This is a genomic window from Proteus sp. NMG38-2, assembly GCF_020640995.1.
Lineage (GTDB): Bacteria > Pseudomonadota > Gammaproteobacteria > Enterobacterales > Enterobacteriaceae > Proteus.
Genome location: NZ_CP085481.1, coordinates 1,621,840 through 1,638,145, shown reverse-complemented (window position 1 = coordinate 1,638,145; position 16,306 = coordinate 1,621,840). Strand labels below are relative to the sequence as shown.

Genomic DNA, 16,306 nt, shown 5'->3' with positions numbered 1-16,306 from the left:
TTTAAGCTTTAGCGAGTACGCTGAAGATGTGTTGGGAGTTAACTACAACAAAGAGTTCACATTACACGCTTATGTCCTCAGAATATCGTTATCAACTTCCTATAAAACAAGGGGATACTCGCCAGCTAGGTCAACTGACTGGTGCCGCTTGTGCTCTAGAATGTGCAGAGATCATCAAACGTCATTCTGGATTAGTCGTCCTTGTTACTCGTGACATGCAAAATGCATTACGTTTACAAGATGAAATCCGTCAGTTTTGTGATTATCCAGTAGAGACATTATCGGACTGGGAAACGCTGCCTTATGACAGTTTTTCGCCTCACCAAGAAATTATCTCAAACCGCCTTTCTACGCTATACCGTATTCCATCACTTCTCAAGGGAATTTTAATCTTACCCGTCAATACGTTAATGCAGAAAGTTTGCCCTACGGATTATCTCGCAAGTCATGCGTTGGTAATGCAAAAAGGAGAGGTACTTTCTCGTGATAATTTACGTAAAACACTCGATGAAGCGGGATATCGCCATGTAGAGCAAGTGTTAGAACACGGGGAATATGCAACACGCGGTGCATTGCTTGACTTATTTCCTATGGGAAGTGAATTTCCTTATCGTATTGATTTTTTCGATGATGAAATTGATAGCCTGCGTACTTTTGATGTTGATACCCAAAGAACATTAATAGAAGTGGAGCAAATAAATTTATTGCCCGCACATGAATTTCCTACAGATGCTAATGCGATTGAGCTCTTTCGTAGTCAGTGGCGTGAGCGCTTTGATGTAAGACGTGATCCTGAACATATTTATCAGCAAGTCAGCAAACACATATTGCCTACTGGGATTGAATATTGGCAATCGCTATTTTTTGAACAGCCTTTATCTAACTTATTTGCTTATTTTCCCAAAAACACGCTGATAGTAACGCAAGATCTACAAGATTTCGCAGATAAGTTCTGGCAAGACATCAACCAACGTTTTGAAAGTCGTCGTGTTGACCCAATGCGACCATTGCTTCCTCCTGATGATATTTGGCTCAGTGTTGATAAATTTAATAAAGAACTTAAACAGTGGCCACGAATTCAACTTAAAACAGAAACATTGCCAGAAAAAGCAGGACAAACTAATTTAGGTTATCAACCACTTCCTGATTTATCGATCAACGCGCAAAGCAAATCCCCTTTAGACAATCTACGTCGATTCCAAGAACAATTTTCAGGTAGTGTGATTTTCTCTGTTGAGAGCGAAGGCCGACGTGAAACGGTACAAGAACTGTTATCACGGATAAAAATTGCCCCTAAACAGATCATTGAGTTATCAGATGCCCAAGAAAAAGGAACCTATTTTATTATTGGTGCAGCTGAACACGGTTTTATTGATAGTCATCGTCAATTAGCCATGATCTGTGAAAGCGATATGTTAGGCGAAAGAATTAATCGTCGTCGTCAAGACAATCGTCGGGCAATTAATACCGATACTTTAATTCGTAACCTTGCCGAATTAAGCATAGGCCAACCTGTTGTTCATCTTCAGCATGGTGTTGGACGCTATCAAGGTATGACAACCTTAGAAGCAGGCGGCGTTAAAGCTGAATACTTAATGTTAAGCTACGCAGGTAATGACAAGCTTTATGTCCCTGTTTCATCATTGCATTTAATCAGTCGTTATTCCGGTGGTGCTGATGAAAATGCCCCTTTACATAAATTGGGGGGCGATGCATGGGTAAGAGCTCGTCAAAAAGCGGCTGAAAAAGTCCGTGATGTTGCAGCAGAACTGTTAGATGTTTATGCCCAGCGTGAAATAAAAACGGGCTTTGCCTTTAAAATGGATAAAGAGCAGTATCACGCATTCCGACAAAGCTTTCCTTTTGAAACTACCCCCGATCAAGAAACAGCGATCAATGCCGTATTAAGTGATATGTGCCAAGCTATTTCAATGGATAGATTAGTCTGTGGTGATGTTGGTTTTGGTAAAACAGAAGTGGCAATGCGCGCTGCATTCCTCGCGGTTAACAATAATAAACAAGTTGCAATTTTAGTCCCAACCACCCTATTGGCTCAGCAGCATTTTGATAATTTCCGCGATCGTTTTGCCAATTGGCCCGTTAATATTGAGATGATCTCGCGTTTTCGTAGTGCAAAAGAACAGCAACAAATTACAGAAAAACTGGCTGAAGGTACTGTTGATATCGTCATTGGTACACACAAATTACTACAGCCTAGCATTCACTGGAAAGATTTAGGGCTACTCATTGTTGATGAGGAGCATCGCTTTGGCGTTCGCCACAAAGAACGCATTAAAGCCATGCGTGCTAATGTAGATATTTTAACACTGACAGCAACGCCTATTCCTCGCACGTTAAATATGGCCATGAGTGGTATGCGTGATCTTTCTATTATCGCAACGCCACCTGCACGCCGTTTATCTGTGAAAACCTTTGTGCGGGAATATGATGATTTAGTGGTGCGAGAAGCCATCTTGCGTGAAACATTACGTGGTGGACAAGTTTATTATTTGTATAACGATGTTGAAAATATTGAAAAAGCGCGTGAAAGACTAGCTGCACTCGTACCAGAGGCACGTATTGGAATTGGTCACGGACAAATGCGTGAACGTGACCTTGAGCGTGTGATGAATGATTTCCACCATCAACGTTTTAATGTGTTACTTTGCACTACCATCATCGAAACAGGTATTGATATACCTAGCGCGAACACCATTATTATTGAGCGTGCCGATCACTTTGGTTTAGCACAATTACATCAGTTACGTGGTCGTGTAGGTCGTTCTCATCATCAAGCTTATGCTTATTTGTTAACACCACACCCTAAAGCTATGACAAAAGATGCTCATAAACGTTTAGAGGCAATTGCTTCACTGGAAGATCTGGGCGCAGGTTTTGCATTGGCAACACATGATTTGGAAATTAGAGGTGCAGGAGAATTACTTGGTGAAGAACAAAGCGGTCAAATGAATACCGTAGGCTTCTCACTTTATATGGAATTATTAGAAAGCGCGGTAGAAGCTCTTAAAGATGGCAGAGAGCCATCGCTTGAAGATCTTACTAATCAACAAACTGAAATTGAATTAAGAATGCCCGTCTTATTGCCTGATGATTACATTCCAGATGTAAATGTCAGACTCTCATTCTATAAACGAATTGCAAGTGCGATTGATTTAAATGAACTTAATGATTTAAGAGCAGAGTTAATTGATAGATTTGGTAAATTACCTGATGCTGGTCGTTATTTACTGCGTAATGCAGCTATTCGTTTAAACGCTATGGGCCTTGGTATTACTCGTATTGAAGCCCATGACAAAGGTGGATTTATTGAATTTGGCGAGAAAAACAAGGTTGATCCGGGCTATTTGATTAGTTTGCTTCAAGAACAACCTGCTGTTTTCCGCTTAGATGGCCCATCTAAATTGAAGTTTATTATTGATTTAGCTGAACGTGAAAAACGTCTTACTTTTATTGATGATATGTTAAGCGCATTCGATGATCATAAGATGAAATAACGCAAGAGCTAACCGTTACTTAAGCTAATAAAAAGGCGTAACTGAAGTGATTTTTTCCTTCATTACGCCTTTTTATATTATTGGTATGACCCGTCCTAAATAAGGTTGACACTTTTCCAATCTGAAATTGGAGAATGTAATGAAACCAATCACTAAACGGACTCAACGCGATTATTCTCTCGCTTTTAAATTACAGCTTGTTGACCAAGTTGAAAAAGGCGAAATAACCTATAAACAAGCCCAAGATCACTATGGTATACAAGGATGCTCTACTGTTTTAGTTTGGCTTCGTAAACATGGTAGGTTAGATTGGTCAAACGGTACCCCTGATACTTTTTATAGAGGTTCAGCTATGACCCAATCTTCTAAACAACAAACGCCGGAACAACGCATTAAGATCCTTGAAAAGGAACTTGAAGAAGCTCGGCTTAAATCCGATTTTTTCGAAGCTGTGGTTAAAGTCATGGATAGAGACTTTGGAGTTCGTTTGTCAAAAAAGCGCAAAGCCGAGTTATTAAAGAAAAAACGGTTAAAAACCTCACCGTAACAATTGCTTGCCGTTTTATGCAGATCAGCCGACAGGCTTATTACAAGAGGCTGGATAGAACTGAGGAACGAAAGAAAGCAGATTCGGCCATTATTGATGTTGTTAAATCTGAACGAGTCTTACAACCTCGACTGGGTGGGCGTAAATTACATTTTATTTTAAAGCAAAAACAGATGGTTATTGGTCGTGATCGGCTATTTTCTTTATTGAAAGAACATCAGTTACTGGTGCCTAATAAACGGGCTTATCATCGAACAACCTTAAGCCATCATCGTTTTCATCGGCATCCTAATTTAATTAAGTCAGGGTTTATCCCCACACAACCAGAACAGCTTTGGGTGGCAGATATTACCTATTTATCGACGCATGAAGGTGATACTTATTTAAGTTTAATTACGGATGCGTATTCACGAAAAATCGTGGGATATCATTTAGATAACAATATGAAAACAAGTTCAGTGAAGAAATCGTTGGTTCAGGCGTTAAAAAAACGGACTTCGACAACTTCGTTAATCCATCATTCAGATCGAGGGATACAGTATTGTTCTTCGGAATATCAGGAGATACATAAAGAGCATAATATTCAATGTTCTATGACTGATGGGTATGATTGTTATCAAAATGCCTTAGCAGAACGAATTAATGGAATATTAAAAATGGAGTATCTACTGATAAAACCGAGTAATCTAGAACAAGCAAGAAAATTAGTAGAAGAATCAATTCAACTCTATAATGAAAAACGGCCACACTTATCGTTAAACTATAAAACGCCCGATGAAGTACATCGAGCGTTTTATGCCTGAAAAGTTGTCAACCTATATCAGGACTAGTCAGTATTAGTCTTTACGGCAAGGAATTTTTTCATTCATTGAACAATAGGGTTCTTGTTCTAAGATCAGCCTACCATCAGCGTCTAAAGCAATAACTTCGCCAGGTTTAAACGTGGTGCGCACTTTACCCGGCGTGCCATCAATAGTGTAAAGTACATCATAACCTACAATTCTACGTTCTTGTCGATAAATCGGAATACACTCTTTGAATTGAGGATAAGGGAAATTTGCGATATTGCTGTTATTAAGTGCTTCAATCATATAAAACACACGGCATTCTTGCTCTGCCGGATGAAATCGTGACAATTTTTCGGGTGTAAAAGGTGTTGGTAAACCGATTCGATGACAGTACTCTTCTGTCACAAATACTGTTGATTTAATCGGTGTAGCGGAAACGACATGAGCAAATTGAGGCTGGGGAAATACCCACCTCCATGCAATAAATAAAAGAATAGCTAATGCAATGATTAGTCCTATCAGTGTGTACTTTCTGACATCAACACTCACTTTTACCCCTTTTTATCTGTTTTATCCTTAATTGCTACAGATGTGCAATACAAAGCCATTTTTTCACGATAACTGGCTAATATATTTAGTATTCAATAAATGAATTCTCTATCTGATAGCTTAATTCAACATCCATGCTGATTAGCATAATAAGCAAACCACGTATTTATGACATGTTAAATACACCACTTATTTCTGTTTTAATTACTTAATTAAATAAGTACCACCACTTTTTTAGAATTTACCTATTATATTAAGCGTGTTCTTAATTTATTTTTCTGAAAAAATTAAAATCGTCATACTATTTATAATACATCATTATGATAACACGAGGTTAACAATTGTTGCTTAGAAATATGTGGCATTTCATTTTATATTCATATTTTAAAAATTATCCCAAAGGCTTATGAAAATATTTTAATCAATTAAAATTGAGTAAAAATAACAAGTTAAGCTTACATTTAACACTTTTTACTTATTATATTTTTAATACAAATTAGAGAAATACCATAACACTTTATTTGATAAATTAATGAATTAAACATCATTTTTTATTTAAGAAAAGTCTTAAATAGTTTAGCATAATAATCAAAAACAGATCTGGACTTTAATATTACTCATTTAATCTTAATGATAAAATAATATTTACTATTGTCTTATTGAGCTTTAGAGTTATTGGTTATTTTTGATATAAACAGATAAATCATCTAGTCATTTATGCTGAGATTTTTTATCTTATTTAGATATTCTCATTTAATTATTTAATTTGAAAGAAAAAACAGATAAAAAACCCTCATATAATATGAGGGTTTAAAAAGATAACTTTTGTCTTACTTACAAAGCAAAAGATAAATTAATGAAGTTTTAGCTTAGGTCTGATCACTCTGTTGATAGAACCAACCAACATCATAAGCCCTGTCTTGATATAGCCATGTAATGCAATTTGATGCATTCGATATAAAGAGATGTAAACAATCCGAGCAATCCGCCCTTCGATCATCATGTCACCTTTCATCAAATTGCCCATTAAACTTCCTACCGTACTAAATTTAGAAAGAGAAACTAATGAACCGTGATCGGTAAACACATAATCTTTTAACGGCTTATCTTTTAACATTGCGATAATATTACTATAACAGCGACTCGCCATTTGATGTGCAGATTGTGCTCTTGGTGGAACAAAGCCACCTTCTTTACGAGGGCATGATGCACAGTCACCAATAGCAAAAATCGATCCGTCTAAAGTTGTTTGCAAAGTCGGCTTAACAACTAATTGATTAATACGATTGGTTTCTAGGCCTGCGATCTCTTTCATAAAATCAGGTGCTTTAATACCTGCCGCCCACACCATTAAGTCAGCATCAATATGCTCACCCTCTTTAGTGTTTAATCCACCTTCATCTGCACTTGTGACCATAGTTTTGGTCATGACTCGCACACCTAATTTTGTTAATTCCTGATGTGCTGCGCTCGAAATACGCACTGGTAATGCAGGAAGAATTCGCTCTCCTGCTTCAACTAAAGTGATATTTAACGCAGAAGGTGCTAATTTTTTTAATCCATAACTATTTAGTTGGCGCACTGCATTGTGTAATTCAGCAGAAAGTTCAACACCCGTTGCACCACCGCCAACAATAGCGATATTCACTTTGCGATCTTCAGCTTGTGCATTAGCATCAGCTGAATATTTCAAGAATAAATTCAGCATTTCATTATGGAAACGATGAGCTTGCTGCGGACTATCTAAGAAAATGCAGTTTTCTTTAATGCCTGGAGTGCCAAAATCATTCGATTTACTGCCCAATGCCATGACTAAAATATCATAATCAAGCGTACGTTCAGGGACGAGCAATTCTTGGTCTTCATCATAGATAGCTGCTAATGTAATATTTTTTTGTTCGCGATCAAGCCCCATAAGCGAGCCTAATTGGAAGTTGAAATGATGGTTATAACCATGAGCTAAATAACTTAGTGCATCAACTCCATCGTCTAAAGAGCCAGTCGCTACTTCATGTAATAACGGTTTCCATAAATGGCTATTATTACGATCAACTAAGGTGATTTCTGCTTTTTTGCTGCGGCCTAATTTATTGCCTAATTTTGTCGCAAGTTCCAAGCCACCAGCGCCACCACCGACAATAACAATTTTTGTTAATGACATTTAACGTCACTCCATAAAGATATTTACTGTTGTTATTTAAATAGCCTTGGTGAAATCTACTTATATAACGACAGTTAAATCGTTTCGGCTGTTATTTTTGTTCTTAAACAAAGTAATTGGAAAGATGGTCATACCAAAGTTGATTTATATCAAAAACAGTTGAATATTCATATCTCTTTTTTGAAGAAATCGACGATAACGTGCCTTTTTTTGATGTTTAAATAACCACCATAAAGATATGGATAATGGAATTTTCAAATGAATACAAAAAGTTAAGGTATAAAAAGAGACGTTAGCGTAATAAAACAGACTCTGATCATTAGATGATGAAAATTTCATCTTAAAACAATCGTTCTAAAGTTGAAGGCGTTAAGAAAGAGATAAAAATCTTAGGCAGGTAGAAATAAAAATGGATGGAAAACCACCCATTTTTCAGAAGCGATTTTGATCTTAATTTTTGCTATAAAATGCTTTAATTTTAAATAGATGTTCAGAGAGACTCTTAAATTTATGCGTCTGCACTTCATCCCAAATCACCGAATAATAAGGTGATAATTCATCAGCAGAACGCTGATTATCTAAGCTCTCATCATTGCGGGATAAAATCACTAAAGCATTATCTTTATTTTTAGAACGAAAATCTTTAATACATTTCGTTGCGATATCTAAATACTCTTCAGGCCTGTCGATCTTATCAGTCATGTTTTCATAAGGAAAAAGATTAGGATTAATCATTACCTGACGAATATTACATAAGAAACCAATACGCTCTGCCCAATATCCCCCTAACCCAACACCGCAAATTAATACGGGCTCTTTAGTGGATTTAATCACTTTATCCGTTTCTTTCAGCAAATGTTGCATATCATGACGAGGATGCAAGGTACTGTAACTTAGAAAACGAACATCAGGATCAATAAACTGTAGCTGTAAAACCTTCTCATGATTTCCAGGACTTGTGGAATCAAAACCATGTAAATATATAATCATGCGCGCTCCTGCCATTGCTCCTGTAATTGGGTCAGCAACTGATTCGCTTTTTTCCAGCGATCAGAAGTTTGTAGCTCACTCAATGTGTAACGACCACGGTGATGGTACAATGTGGAAATACGTTCTGCTTTGACTGAGGACAGGTTATCTAACACACTCACAGCACCTTTTCGGTTATTACACACTAAAAGCATATCACAACCCGCATCAAGGGAGCGCTGCGCTCTTTCTGCGTAACTTCCCATAATAGCAGCACCTTCCATGGATAAATCATCAGAGAAAATAACGCCTTGGAAACCAAGTTGTTCTCGTAGAATTGATTTCAACCAGTAGGATGAACCACTTGCTGGACGATCATCAACTTGAGAATAGATAACATGGGCTGGCATAATCGCATCTAATAATTGACGCTGAATAAAATCTTTAAAAATTGACATATCACGTTGGCGAATATCATTTAAAGAGCGATCGTCACGAGGAGTTTCTTTGTGAGAATCAGCTCTTACAGCCCCATGTCCTGGGAAGTGTTTACCTGTTGATTTCATACCCGCTGAACGCATGCCTTTAATAAAGCTTTCTGCCATTGTCATCGCAATTTCAGGAGAATCATGGAAAGAACGCTCACCAATCGCAATACAGTTATGGCCTAAATCAAGAACTGGTGCAAAACTGATATCAATATCCATAGCAATCATTTCTGACGCCATTAACCATCCTGCTTCTTGTGCTAAATGGCTAGCTTGATAGCTTTCATTTAATGCTGCATAGGATTGCGCCGCGGGTATCCGTGTAAAACCATCGCGGAAACGTTGTACCCGCCCACCTTCTTGGTCGACGGCAATCACCAGTCGTTCATGAGATGCATCACGAATTTGACGGACTAATTCATTTAATTGTTCAGCATCGTGGAAGTTGCGGGTAAAAAGGATTAATCCACCGACAAGAGGATGTTTTAAAATTTCACGCTCTTCACTATCGAGTTCATATCCTTCAACATCAAGCATTACTGGACCCATAACATTCCTCTCTTTGTAATTGTGACAAGATAATGTCTTTAATTCGTCAGACTAAAATAACGACGTAAAGGTTCAGACATTATTAAAAATGATCCATTTTTTGTTTGTTGCCAACGGACTTCATACCACATTAGCATCATATAAAAAATGAATGGTTCTCTTGAAAGAATACGCTTTCTTAACTCTCTGGCAGAATAAGAGTAAACCTCTTTTTGCTTTGTATAATGACAATGATACGCACAATAATAATCTAAAAATGCCGTTTGTTGCGTTTCATCTAATTGATTTGTGGCAAAGAACGTCATTAATGAATCAGCCGTATCAATATCTGCCGCATATTCCCAATCGATAAATTTTATACCTGAATCACTAAGAAGAATATTCTCAACGTGCAAATCCATGTGAGCTGGCGCGTATTTTATGAGATTTCGTTGAGGTTGACGTAAAAAATGTTGTTGTAAGCGTAGCCATTTAGCGGATAACCGTTTTCTATCGATCCTTTGCCAATAAAGAGATAACTCATGATTTAAATTAAGAGGAAAACCAAACGGTGTTTGCTGATGTAACGTTGCTATTTTTTCAGCTAATGGCTTTAAATAGGCACTAAAAAGTGATTGATGGGTAAGGTGCTCACCGGGTAACCAGTGAAGAAAAAACCATTCTCCATAGCGTGTTGCAACTTCAGGGGATAAATCACAACCTGCCAGCTGTTTTAAAATGGCGTATTCTTTTCTTCCGTGTACATAAAGTCCTTTTCTTTCATCTCCGTAGTAGCGAGCAATCCAATCAATATCAGCATATTGCACACGAAAAGAACCGCCGCCTAATCCTGTTAATGCTGTTATCCTCCATTTACTTAATGCCTTTGCAGGAAAAAGTGTTTGCAAGGCATTAAGTAAACTTGAGTCATACCGATCACTCAACCTTGTTGCGTCCATTCCAAAGAATTTCGCCAGAAGAAACTGACATTAGTTGCATACTAATAACACGGTTATCTTTTTTGCCATCAACCGTTGAGAATAAAATATAATCTGCTGTTAAATGACGCGCTAACCCAATAGCAGCACTACGGAGACCTAAACTGTCCTCTCCTGATAAACCAAGCGCTTTTCGTGCTGACATCATTTGTGCGTAAGGTACAGTTTGCAATGAACTAATACTATTAACTGATTCTATAATTGTATTGGTTGCATTTACTGCTTGGATGTTTCCACCTGAATTATTTTTGACATTATCAATAACAATTAATTTACCCGTTTCTAAATCGTCAGTGACTGCCATATCTCTAATTAAAGGTGTCACCACATTATTCCAATTAATACTGGTGATTTTAGGTGGAGTTGGTACTACTTCAATTGGTGGTTCTATGGGTTTAGGTGGCTCTACCGGCTCAATGGGTGTAACCGGCTCCACAGGTACGGGCGGTTGTTGTGGCAACATAGACGGACAACCCGCTAATAAAAACACAGACATCGCCACAAATAGAAGTCTTTTCATACTCGCGTTACCTTATCCTAAGTAAAAAGATAAACTCTGACATAACTAATGGTTTTATCTGGAACATCGGCGCTAATTTCCGTATCTCCATCACCAAGGATAGTCACATCATTTACATGTCCAGCAGGAGATACTTCAAGCCCTTGTTCGTTATACCAATAAAAGCGATAGCGAATTGAAACAGGGTAAGATTGTGTATTTGACAGCATAACTGTCGCTCTTGTGCCGTTAGTATGGTGTTCAAGGATCGGTTGTCCCGCCACAATTCCCACGGCTAAGACCGAAGGCTCCATAATAATAGCCTGCTGACGATTAAAATAGAGTTTATTATCTGAATGAGATGATAAACACCCAGAGAGCAATGTCGTCATACACATAGCGATAAGTAATGAGTAAATAGCCTTACTTTGTCTTATCATGTATTACTTCCTGTTATCTCGCTTTTAGCATCATATCGATCATTGACTTAATAATGGCCCTAATGGTTTTCCACCTAATAAATGCATGTGAATATGGAAAACTTCTTGTCCACCATGTTTATTGCAGTTCATCACTAGACGATAACCATCTTCAGCAATACCTTCTTGTTGAGCTATTTTTGCGGCAACAACAAACAGGTGTCCTAACACTTGTTCATCTTCAACAGTAACATCATTCACCGTAGGAATAAGTTTATTAGGAATAATCAAAATATGCGTGGGTGCTTGTGGCGAAATATCACGAAATGCAGTGACTGTATCATCTTGAAAAACAATGTTAGCCGGAATTTCACCACGAATAATTTTACTGAAAATTGTTTCTTCTGCCATTTCCATCACCTTATTATTTATTTTAATTCCTGATTAATTCAATTAAGCAGGTAAGTTTTGAATATGAAAGAGCTTAGCAAAATTGCGCGTTGTTTGTTGCGCTAACTCTTCAACACTCACCCCTTTTAATACAGCCATATATTCCGCAACGTCACGAACATAAGCAGGTTGATTTTCTTTGCCACGATGAGGAACTGGCGCTAAATATGGGGAATCTGTTTCAACTAAAATTCTATCAAGAGGAACAATACGTGCAGCTTCCCTAATTTGTTCTGCATTTCTAAATGTCACAATACCTGAAAAAGAGATATACATTCCAAGATCTAGTAATGCTGTTGCCGTTTCTTTATCTTCAGTAAAACAATGTAATACACCACCACAATCTTGCACGTTCTCTTCTTTTAAAATCGATAACGTATCTTCGCGTGCGCTACGAGTATGCACGATAACGGGTTTGTTAACTTGTCGGCCAATACGGATATGTTCACGGAAAATTTCACGCTGTAATGCTGCATTTTCTTGCTGGTAATAGTAATCTAGCCCTGTTTCACCTAACGCCACAACATCAGGCGCAGCAGCTAAGTGCGCTAATTCTTCAACGTCGTACCCTTCGTCTAAATTCAAGGGATGAATACCACAAGAGAATGCAATATTGTCACGTTTGCCGATAAGTTCACGCATATTCTTGAACCCCGGCAAAGTTGTTGCTACAGCTAACATATATTGAACATCACGCTGCTGTGCTTTTTCGACAACATCATCAATATTTTCATGTAGTTTTTCATAATCTAAGCTGTCGAGATGGCAGTGTGAATCAACTAAAAACATAACGTACTCTCATTTATCTGGTATGACTTATAGGTGTTTTTTATTACAGCTAGCTCACAATTAAATTTGTGTTGCTAATTAATGTTATATTGCTAACTGATTTTCCCAATCTAGCAACTGTTCTGCTAGTAATAATTCTTTATTCAGGGCTGGAATGGTCATTAGTTGATAACGACACTGTTTCCATCCATCAATAATGGCTAACACAATATTTGAAGGTGATTGTGATAACGCCATAATTAAAGGTTGTTGATCTTGGTTGATACAATAAGCTTGTGCATTTGTTTGATACTTTAATGCATCGAGTAAAAGTGATAGCAACCAATACAAGCGACGATCTACATTATCTTGATTTAACTGCGGAAGAAATCCAAATAAATCACGTTGTTGCAAACTTGAATATAACGCTTGGCAAAAAGTTTCTCTTTCTTGCCATTCATCTTTCAGTAATGAAAGCGCCGCTATTGGTGCATTCTGCGATAAATTCAACGCAGTTACACTATTAGCATAAGGGACATTCGGCAACTGCTGTTGTATCCAGTGTATAGCATGCTGATGATCAGGCGTGGCTAAATGATAATAAAAACAACGGCTACGCAAAGTGGCTAACAAAACTTCAGGTTGCTGGCAATTAAGTAAAAAATACGTATTTTTAGGCGGCTCTTCTAACGTTTTGAGCAATGCATTTGCAGCAGCCTCAGTTAAGGCTTCAACCTCTTTTATCCAAACGACTCTTGCACCGCTTTGCTGGGCATGTTGCTCCAGTTTCTCTGTCACTTTTCTAACGGCTTCTACGCCAATAGATGTCTTGCCCTTTTCATTTTGCAAAAGATGCCAATCAGGATGTGTTTCAGCAAGCATCAAGCGACAACTGTGGCACTCATTACAGCTTTTTAATCCCTGTTTATTCTGACACATTAACCAACGACTTAATCCATAAGAGAGAGCATCAGCCCCCATTCCTTCGGTTGCATGTAAAAGCAGAGCATGATGACCTCGTCCTTCTTGATACATGCTAATAAGTTGCCGATATGCCTGATTTAGCCAAGGATACCAATTCATAATGCTTTATTTTCCTGCTGGGCTAGCCATGTAGTGAGTGCTTGGCGAATATCCGCTTGAACTTTATCGATAGTTTGAGATGCATCTATTGTAATAATAGAGTCATCACCTTTGGTCAATGCCTGATAACGTTCACGTGTACGATAAAAAAAGTCCATTGACTCTTTTTCAATTCGGTCTAATTCACCTCTAGCACGTGCTCTTGCCAGCCCTATAGCTGGATCTAAATCAAGATATAACGTTAAGTCTGGACGAAAATCACCAAGAACCGTATTACGAAGTGACAGCATAAGATCTTTATCTAAGCCACGGCCACCACCTTGATAGGCTTGTGAAGAGAGATCGTGTCTATCGCCAATTACCCATTTACCTTCTGCTAGCGCGGGTTTAATCACGTTCTCAACAAGCTGAACACGCGCAGCATATAGCATTAACAGCTCCGCTTTATCGGTAACTTTCTCCCCCTCAATACCTTGCTTAATAAGCTCTCGTAATTTTTCGGCAAGTGGGGTGCCACCCGGTTCACGGGTAAATGCTAAGTTGGTGATGTTTTTTTCTTTTAATGTATTAATAACGGTTTGAATTGCACTGGTTTTTCCAGCGCCTTCTAATCCTTCAATTACAATAAATTTACTGTTATTCATAATTATCTTTGTTGTAAGCGTCGATATTGTGCGACAGCTTTATTATGTTCATTAAGTGTGGTTGAAAATTTATGACCACCCGTTCCATCCGCAACAAAATAGAGATAACGTGTATCCGCTGGATGTGCGGCGGCTTTGATTGAAGCAACACTAGGCATTGCAATTGGTGTTGGTGGCAATCCATCGATTTGATACGTGTTATAAGGGGTATAACCATTTAAATCACTGCGATAAATTGTACCTCTGTATTTATCACCTAAGCCATAAATCACGGTAGGATCGGTCTGTAATCTCATATTTGTTTTTAGTCGATTAATAAATACAGACGCGACCTTTGTTCTTTCTGCATCAATACCCGTCTCTTTTTCAATAATTGATGCCATGATAAGCATTTCATAAGCCGATTTATACGGTAGGTCACTATCGCGTTTAATCCACTCTTCTTCTAATGTTTTTTCCATTTGTTGGTAAGCACGCTTTAAAATTGCGACATCTGTTGTACCTGCCGTGTAATGGTATGTATCTGGTGCAAACCAACCTTCTAGGTTAGCAATTTCAGGTTTTATCCCTATTTCTTCACGTAATTTGTCGCTATCCATTGTATGTGCGACAGTCGTAAGTTGCGGAGCTTGTTCAAAAATAGATTGCCAGTCTTGTAAACGGCTACCTTCAATAAAACGGATCGTAAATTGAGCCTCTTTACCACTTTTGATCAACAATAAAACGTCACGTAAAGACATACCTTTTGTTAAGCGATATGTACCTGCTTTAAATTGGCTAAGCTCTGGTTTTACTTTTAGTAAAATTTGAAAATAATCGCCTTGGTTAAGTAGATTATTGTTTATTAGTAGTTGTTCCATGGCTACGCGCCCTGTTCCTGCCGGCACTGTGAGTAGCATTTCATCTTGCTTTACAACAACATTTTCTTCTAAACCACGAATATGTTGCATCATATACAACGCAATTGCACCGATACTAATTAATAAGGCAAAAAAAACTATCCATACTATTTTTTTTATCTTCATTTATAACTCATCAAATTCTATTTAAGTGACAAACTGTGTTGTAAAACAACATGATAATACTCTCTGCTCGAATATTGATAGCACTTATCATCCGAGAAAGTGATACATGAAACAGGAAGTACAGGCATTAAACTATTTGTTAACCAAACTTCATCTGCTTGATAAAGCGTTTCCGGCTTTTCTCTCACAATAACAATTTTCCAATGCAATTTTTGTGCTAATTGAATAATTGATTGGCGCATAATGCCATTTACGCCAGAATCAGTCAGATCTGGTGTGAAAAGTGTATTCCCTTTACGCCAAAAAAGATTTGCCGCATTTGCTTCAACTAAATATCCTTCATTATCACACACTAAAACATCATCAAATTCTGTTTTTTCTAAATGGTGCTTAATAAGAACCTGCTCCAAACGATTTAAGTGCTTAATTCCCGCTAGTTGTGGATTTTTGCCTAAAGTAATAGGGCTGATAGCCAGTGATATACCTTCACTTTGCTGGTGGGAGTAATGGGCAGGATAGGATGACAATGAGGTTATAACTGTTGGTGTAATAAATCCATTTGAAGAATAACCACGACCACCATAACCCCGACTGATGATAATTTTAATAACACCTTTTGCTTGGGTGTCAGAAGCGATATCTATAATGTGTTTTTTTAAATCAGACCAATTTGGATGAGGGAGAAAAAGTGCCTCACAGCCTTGTTTTAAACGATTAAGGTGTGCGGATAGCATAGAGGGCTTGCCTTGTTCTATTGCAAGGGTAGTAAAGCAGCCATCGCCAAACTGTATCGCTCGGTCACTTGCATCTACATTTTGTTGCTGTTGTCCATTTACCCAATACATCTAACACACCCTACATCTATGTTATTGATA

Annotated in this window: 15 protein-coding genes; 2 read left to right on the top strand and 13 right to left on the bottom strand. The window is 37.9% G+C overall.

Annotation, left to right across the window (positions count from 1 at the left end; translation table 11 throughout):
- Window positions 1-71 precede the first annotated feature (71 nt).
- Both mfd and LG402_RS07595 read left to right on the top strand, forming a co-directional pair.
- On the top strand, window positions 72-3,515 hold the full coding sequence (mfd, locus tag LG402_RS07600) for a transcription-repair coupling factor (RefSeq protein ID WP_227336722.1): 3,444 nt from the start codon (window positions 72-74) through the stop codon (window positions 3,513-3,515).
- Window positions 3,516-3,654: 139 nt separating this feature from the next.
- A protein-coding gene (locus tag LG402_RS07595; RefSeq protein ID WP_227335837.1) for an IS3 family transposase occupies window positions 3,655-4,865 on the top strand; the annotation gives its coding sequence in 2 pieces (ribosomal slippage) (window positions 3,655-3,997 and window positions 3,997-4,865; 1,212 coding nt in all).
- A gap of 33 nt (window positions 4,866-4,898) precedes the next feature.
- On the opposite strand, the gene umoD is transcribed toward LG402_RS07595, so the two are convergent.
- The 13 genes from umoD to pabC form a co-directional block, all read right to left on the bottom strand.
- Window positions 4,899-5,399 (bottom strand): flagellar biogenesis regulator UmoD, encoded by a 501-nt coding sequence (gene umoD / locus LG402_RS07590; RefSeq protein WP_109409370.1) that lies wholly within the window; start codon window positions 5,397-5,399, stop codon window positions 4,899-4,901.
- Window positions 5,400-6,252: 853 nt separating this feature from the next.
- Window positions 6,253-7,560, bottom strand: a complete 1,308-nt coding sequence (locus LG402_RS07585; protein WP_166540170.1) for an NAD(P)/FAD-dependent oxidoreductase — start codon at window positions 7,558-7,560, stop codon at window positions 6,253-6,255.
- Window positions 7,561-8,010: 450 nt separating this feature from the next.
- Window positions 8,011-8,550, bottom strand: coding sequence for an alpha/beta hydrolase YcfP (ycfP, locus tag LG402_RS07580; RefSeq protein WP_109409372.1), 540 nt, complete (start codon window positions 8,548-8,550; stop codon window positions 8,011-8,013).
- On the bottom strand, window positions 8,547-9,566 hold the full coding sequence (gene nagZ, locus LG402_RS07575) for a beta-N-acetylhexosaminidase (RefSeq protein ID WP_072069890.1): 1,020 nt from the start codon (window positions 9,564-9,566) through the stop codon (window positions 8,547-8,549). The genes ycfP and nagZ overlap by 4 nt, the downstream gene beginning before the upstream one ends.
- Window positions 9,567-9,604: 38 nt before the next feature.
- Window positions 9,605-10,504, bottom strand: a complete 900-nt coding sequence (locus LG402_RS07570; RefSeq protein WP_166540171.1) for a phosphotransferase — start codon at window positions 10,502-10,504, stop codon at window positions 9,605-9,607.
- The gene (locus LG402_RS07565) at window positions 10,482-11,063 is read right to left on the bottom strand and encodes a penicillin-binding protein activator LpoB (RefSeq protein WP_166540172.1); all 582 of its coding nucleotides are present in this window, start codon (window positions 11,061-11,063) and stop codon (window positions 10,482-10,484) included. The genes LG402_RS07570 and LG402_RS07565 overlap by 23 nt, the downstream gene beginning before the upstream one ends.
- Window positions 11,064-11,080: 17 nt before the next feature.
- A complete protein-coding gene (locus LG402_RS07560) occupies window positions 11,081-11,482 on the bottom strand; it encodes a YcfL family protein (protein WP_072069893.1) in 402 nt (133 codons plus the stop codon).
- Window positions 11,483-11,521: 39 nt separating this feature from the next.
- Entirely contained in the window at window positions 11,522-11,872 is a 351-nt protein-coding gene (gene hinT, locus LG402_RS07555; RefSeq protein WP_098943364.1) for a purine nucleoside phosphoramidase, read from the bottom strand.
- 42 nt (window positions 11,873-11,914) lie between these two features.
- The gene (locus LG402_RS07550; RefSeq protein WP_166540173.1) at window positions 11,915-12,700 is read right to left on the bottom strand and encodes a metal-dependent hydrolase; all 786 of its coding nucleotides are present in this window, start codon (window positions 12,698-12,700) and stop codon (window positions 11,915-11,917) included.
- A gap of 84 nt (window positions 12,701-12,784) precedes the next feature.
- Window positions 12,785-13,762 (bottom strand): DNA polymerase III subunit delta', encoded by a 978-nt coding sequence (gene holB, locus LG402_RS07545; protein WP_166540174.1) that lies wholly within the window; start codon window positions 13,760-13,762, stop codon window positions 12,785-12,787.
- Window positions 13,759-14,406, bottom strand: a complete 648-nt coding sequence (tmk, locus tag LG402_RS07540) for a dTMP kinase (RefSeq protein ID WP_166540175.1) — start codon at window positions 14,404-14,406, stop codon at window positions 13,759-13,761. The genes holB and tmk overlap by 4 nt, the downstream gene beginning before the upstream one ends.
- Before the next feature lie 2 nt (window positions 14,407-14,408).
- Window positions 14,409-15,431 carry an endolytic transglycosylase MltG gene (mltG, locus tag LG402_RS07535; protein ID WP_227336721.1) on the bottom strand — a complete coding sequence of 341 codons (1,023 nt, stop codon included), beginning with the start codon at window positions 15,429-15,431 and terminating at the stop codon, window positions 14,409-14,411.
- Between the two features lie 17 nt (window positions 15,432-15,448).
- Window positions 15,449-16,276: an aminodeoxychorismate lyase gene (gene pabC / locus LG402_RS07530; RefSeq protein WP_227336720.1), complete on the bottom strand. Its 828-nt coding sequence runs from the start codon at window positions 16,274-16,276 to the stop codon at window positions 15,449-15,451.
- Window positions 16,277-16,306: the final 30 nt, after the last annotated feature.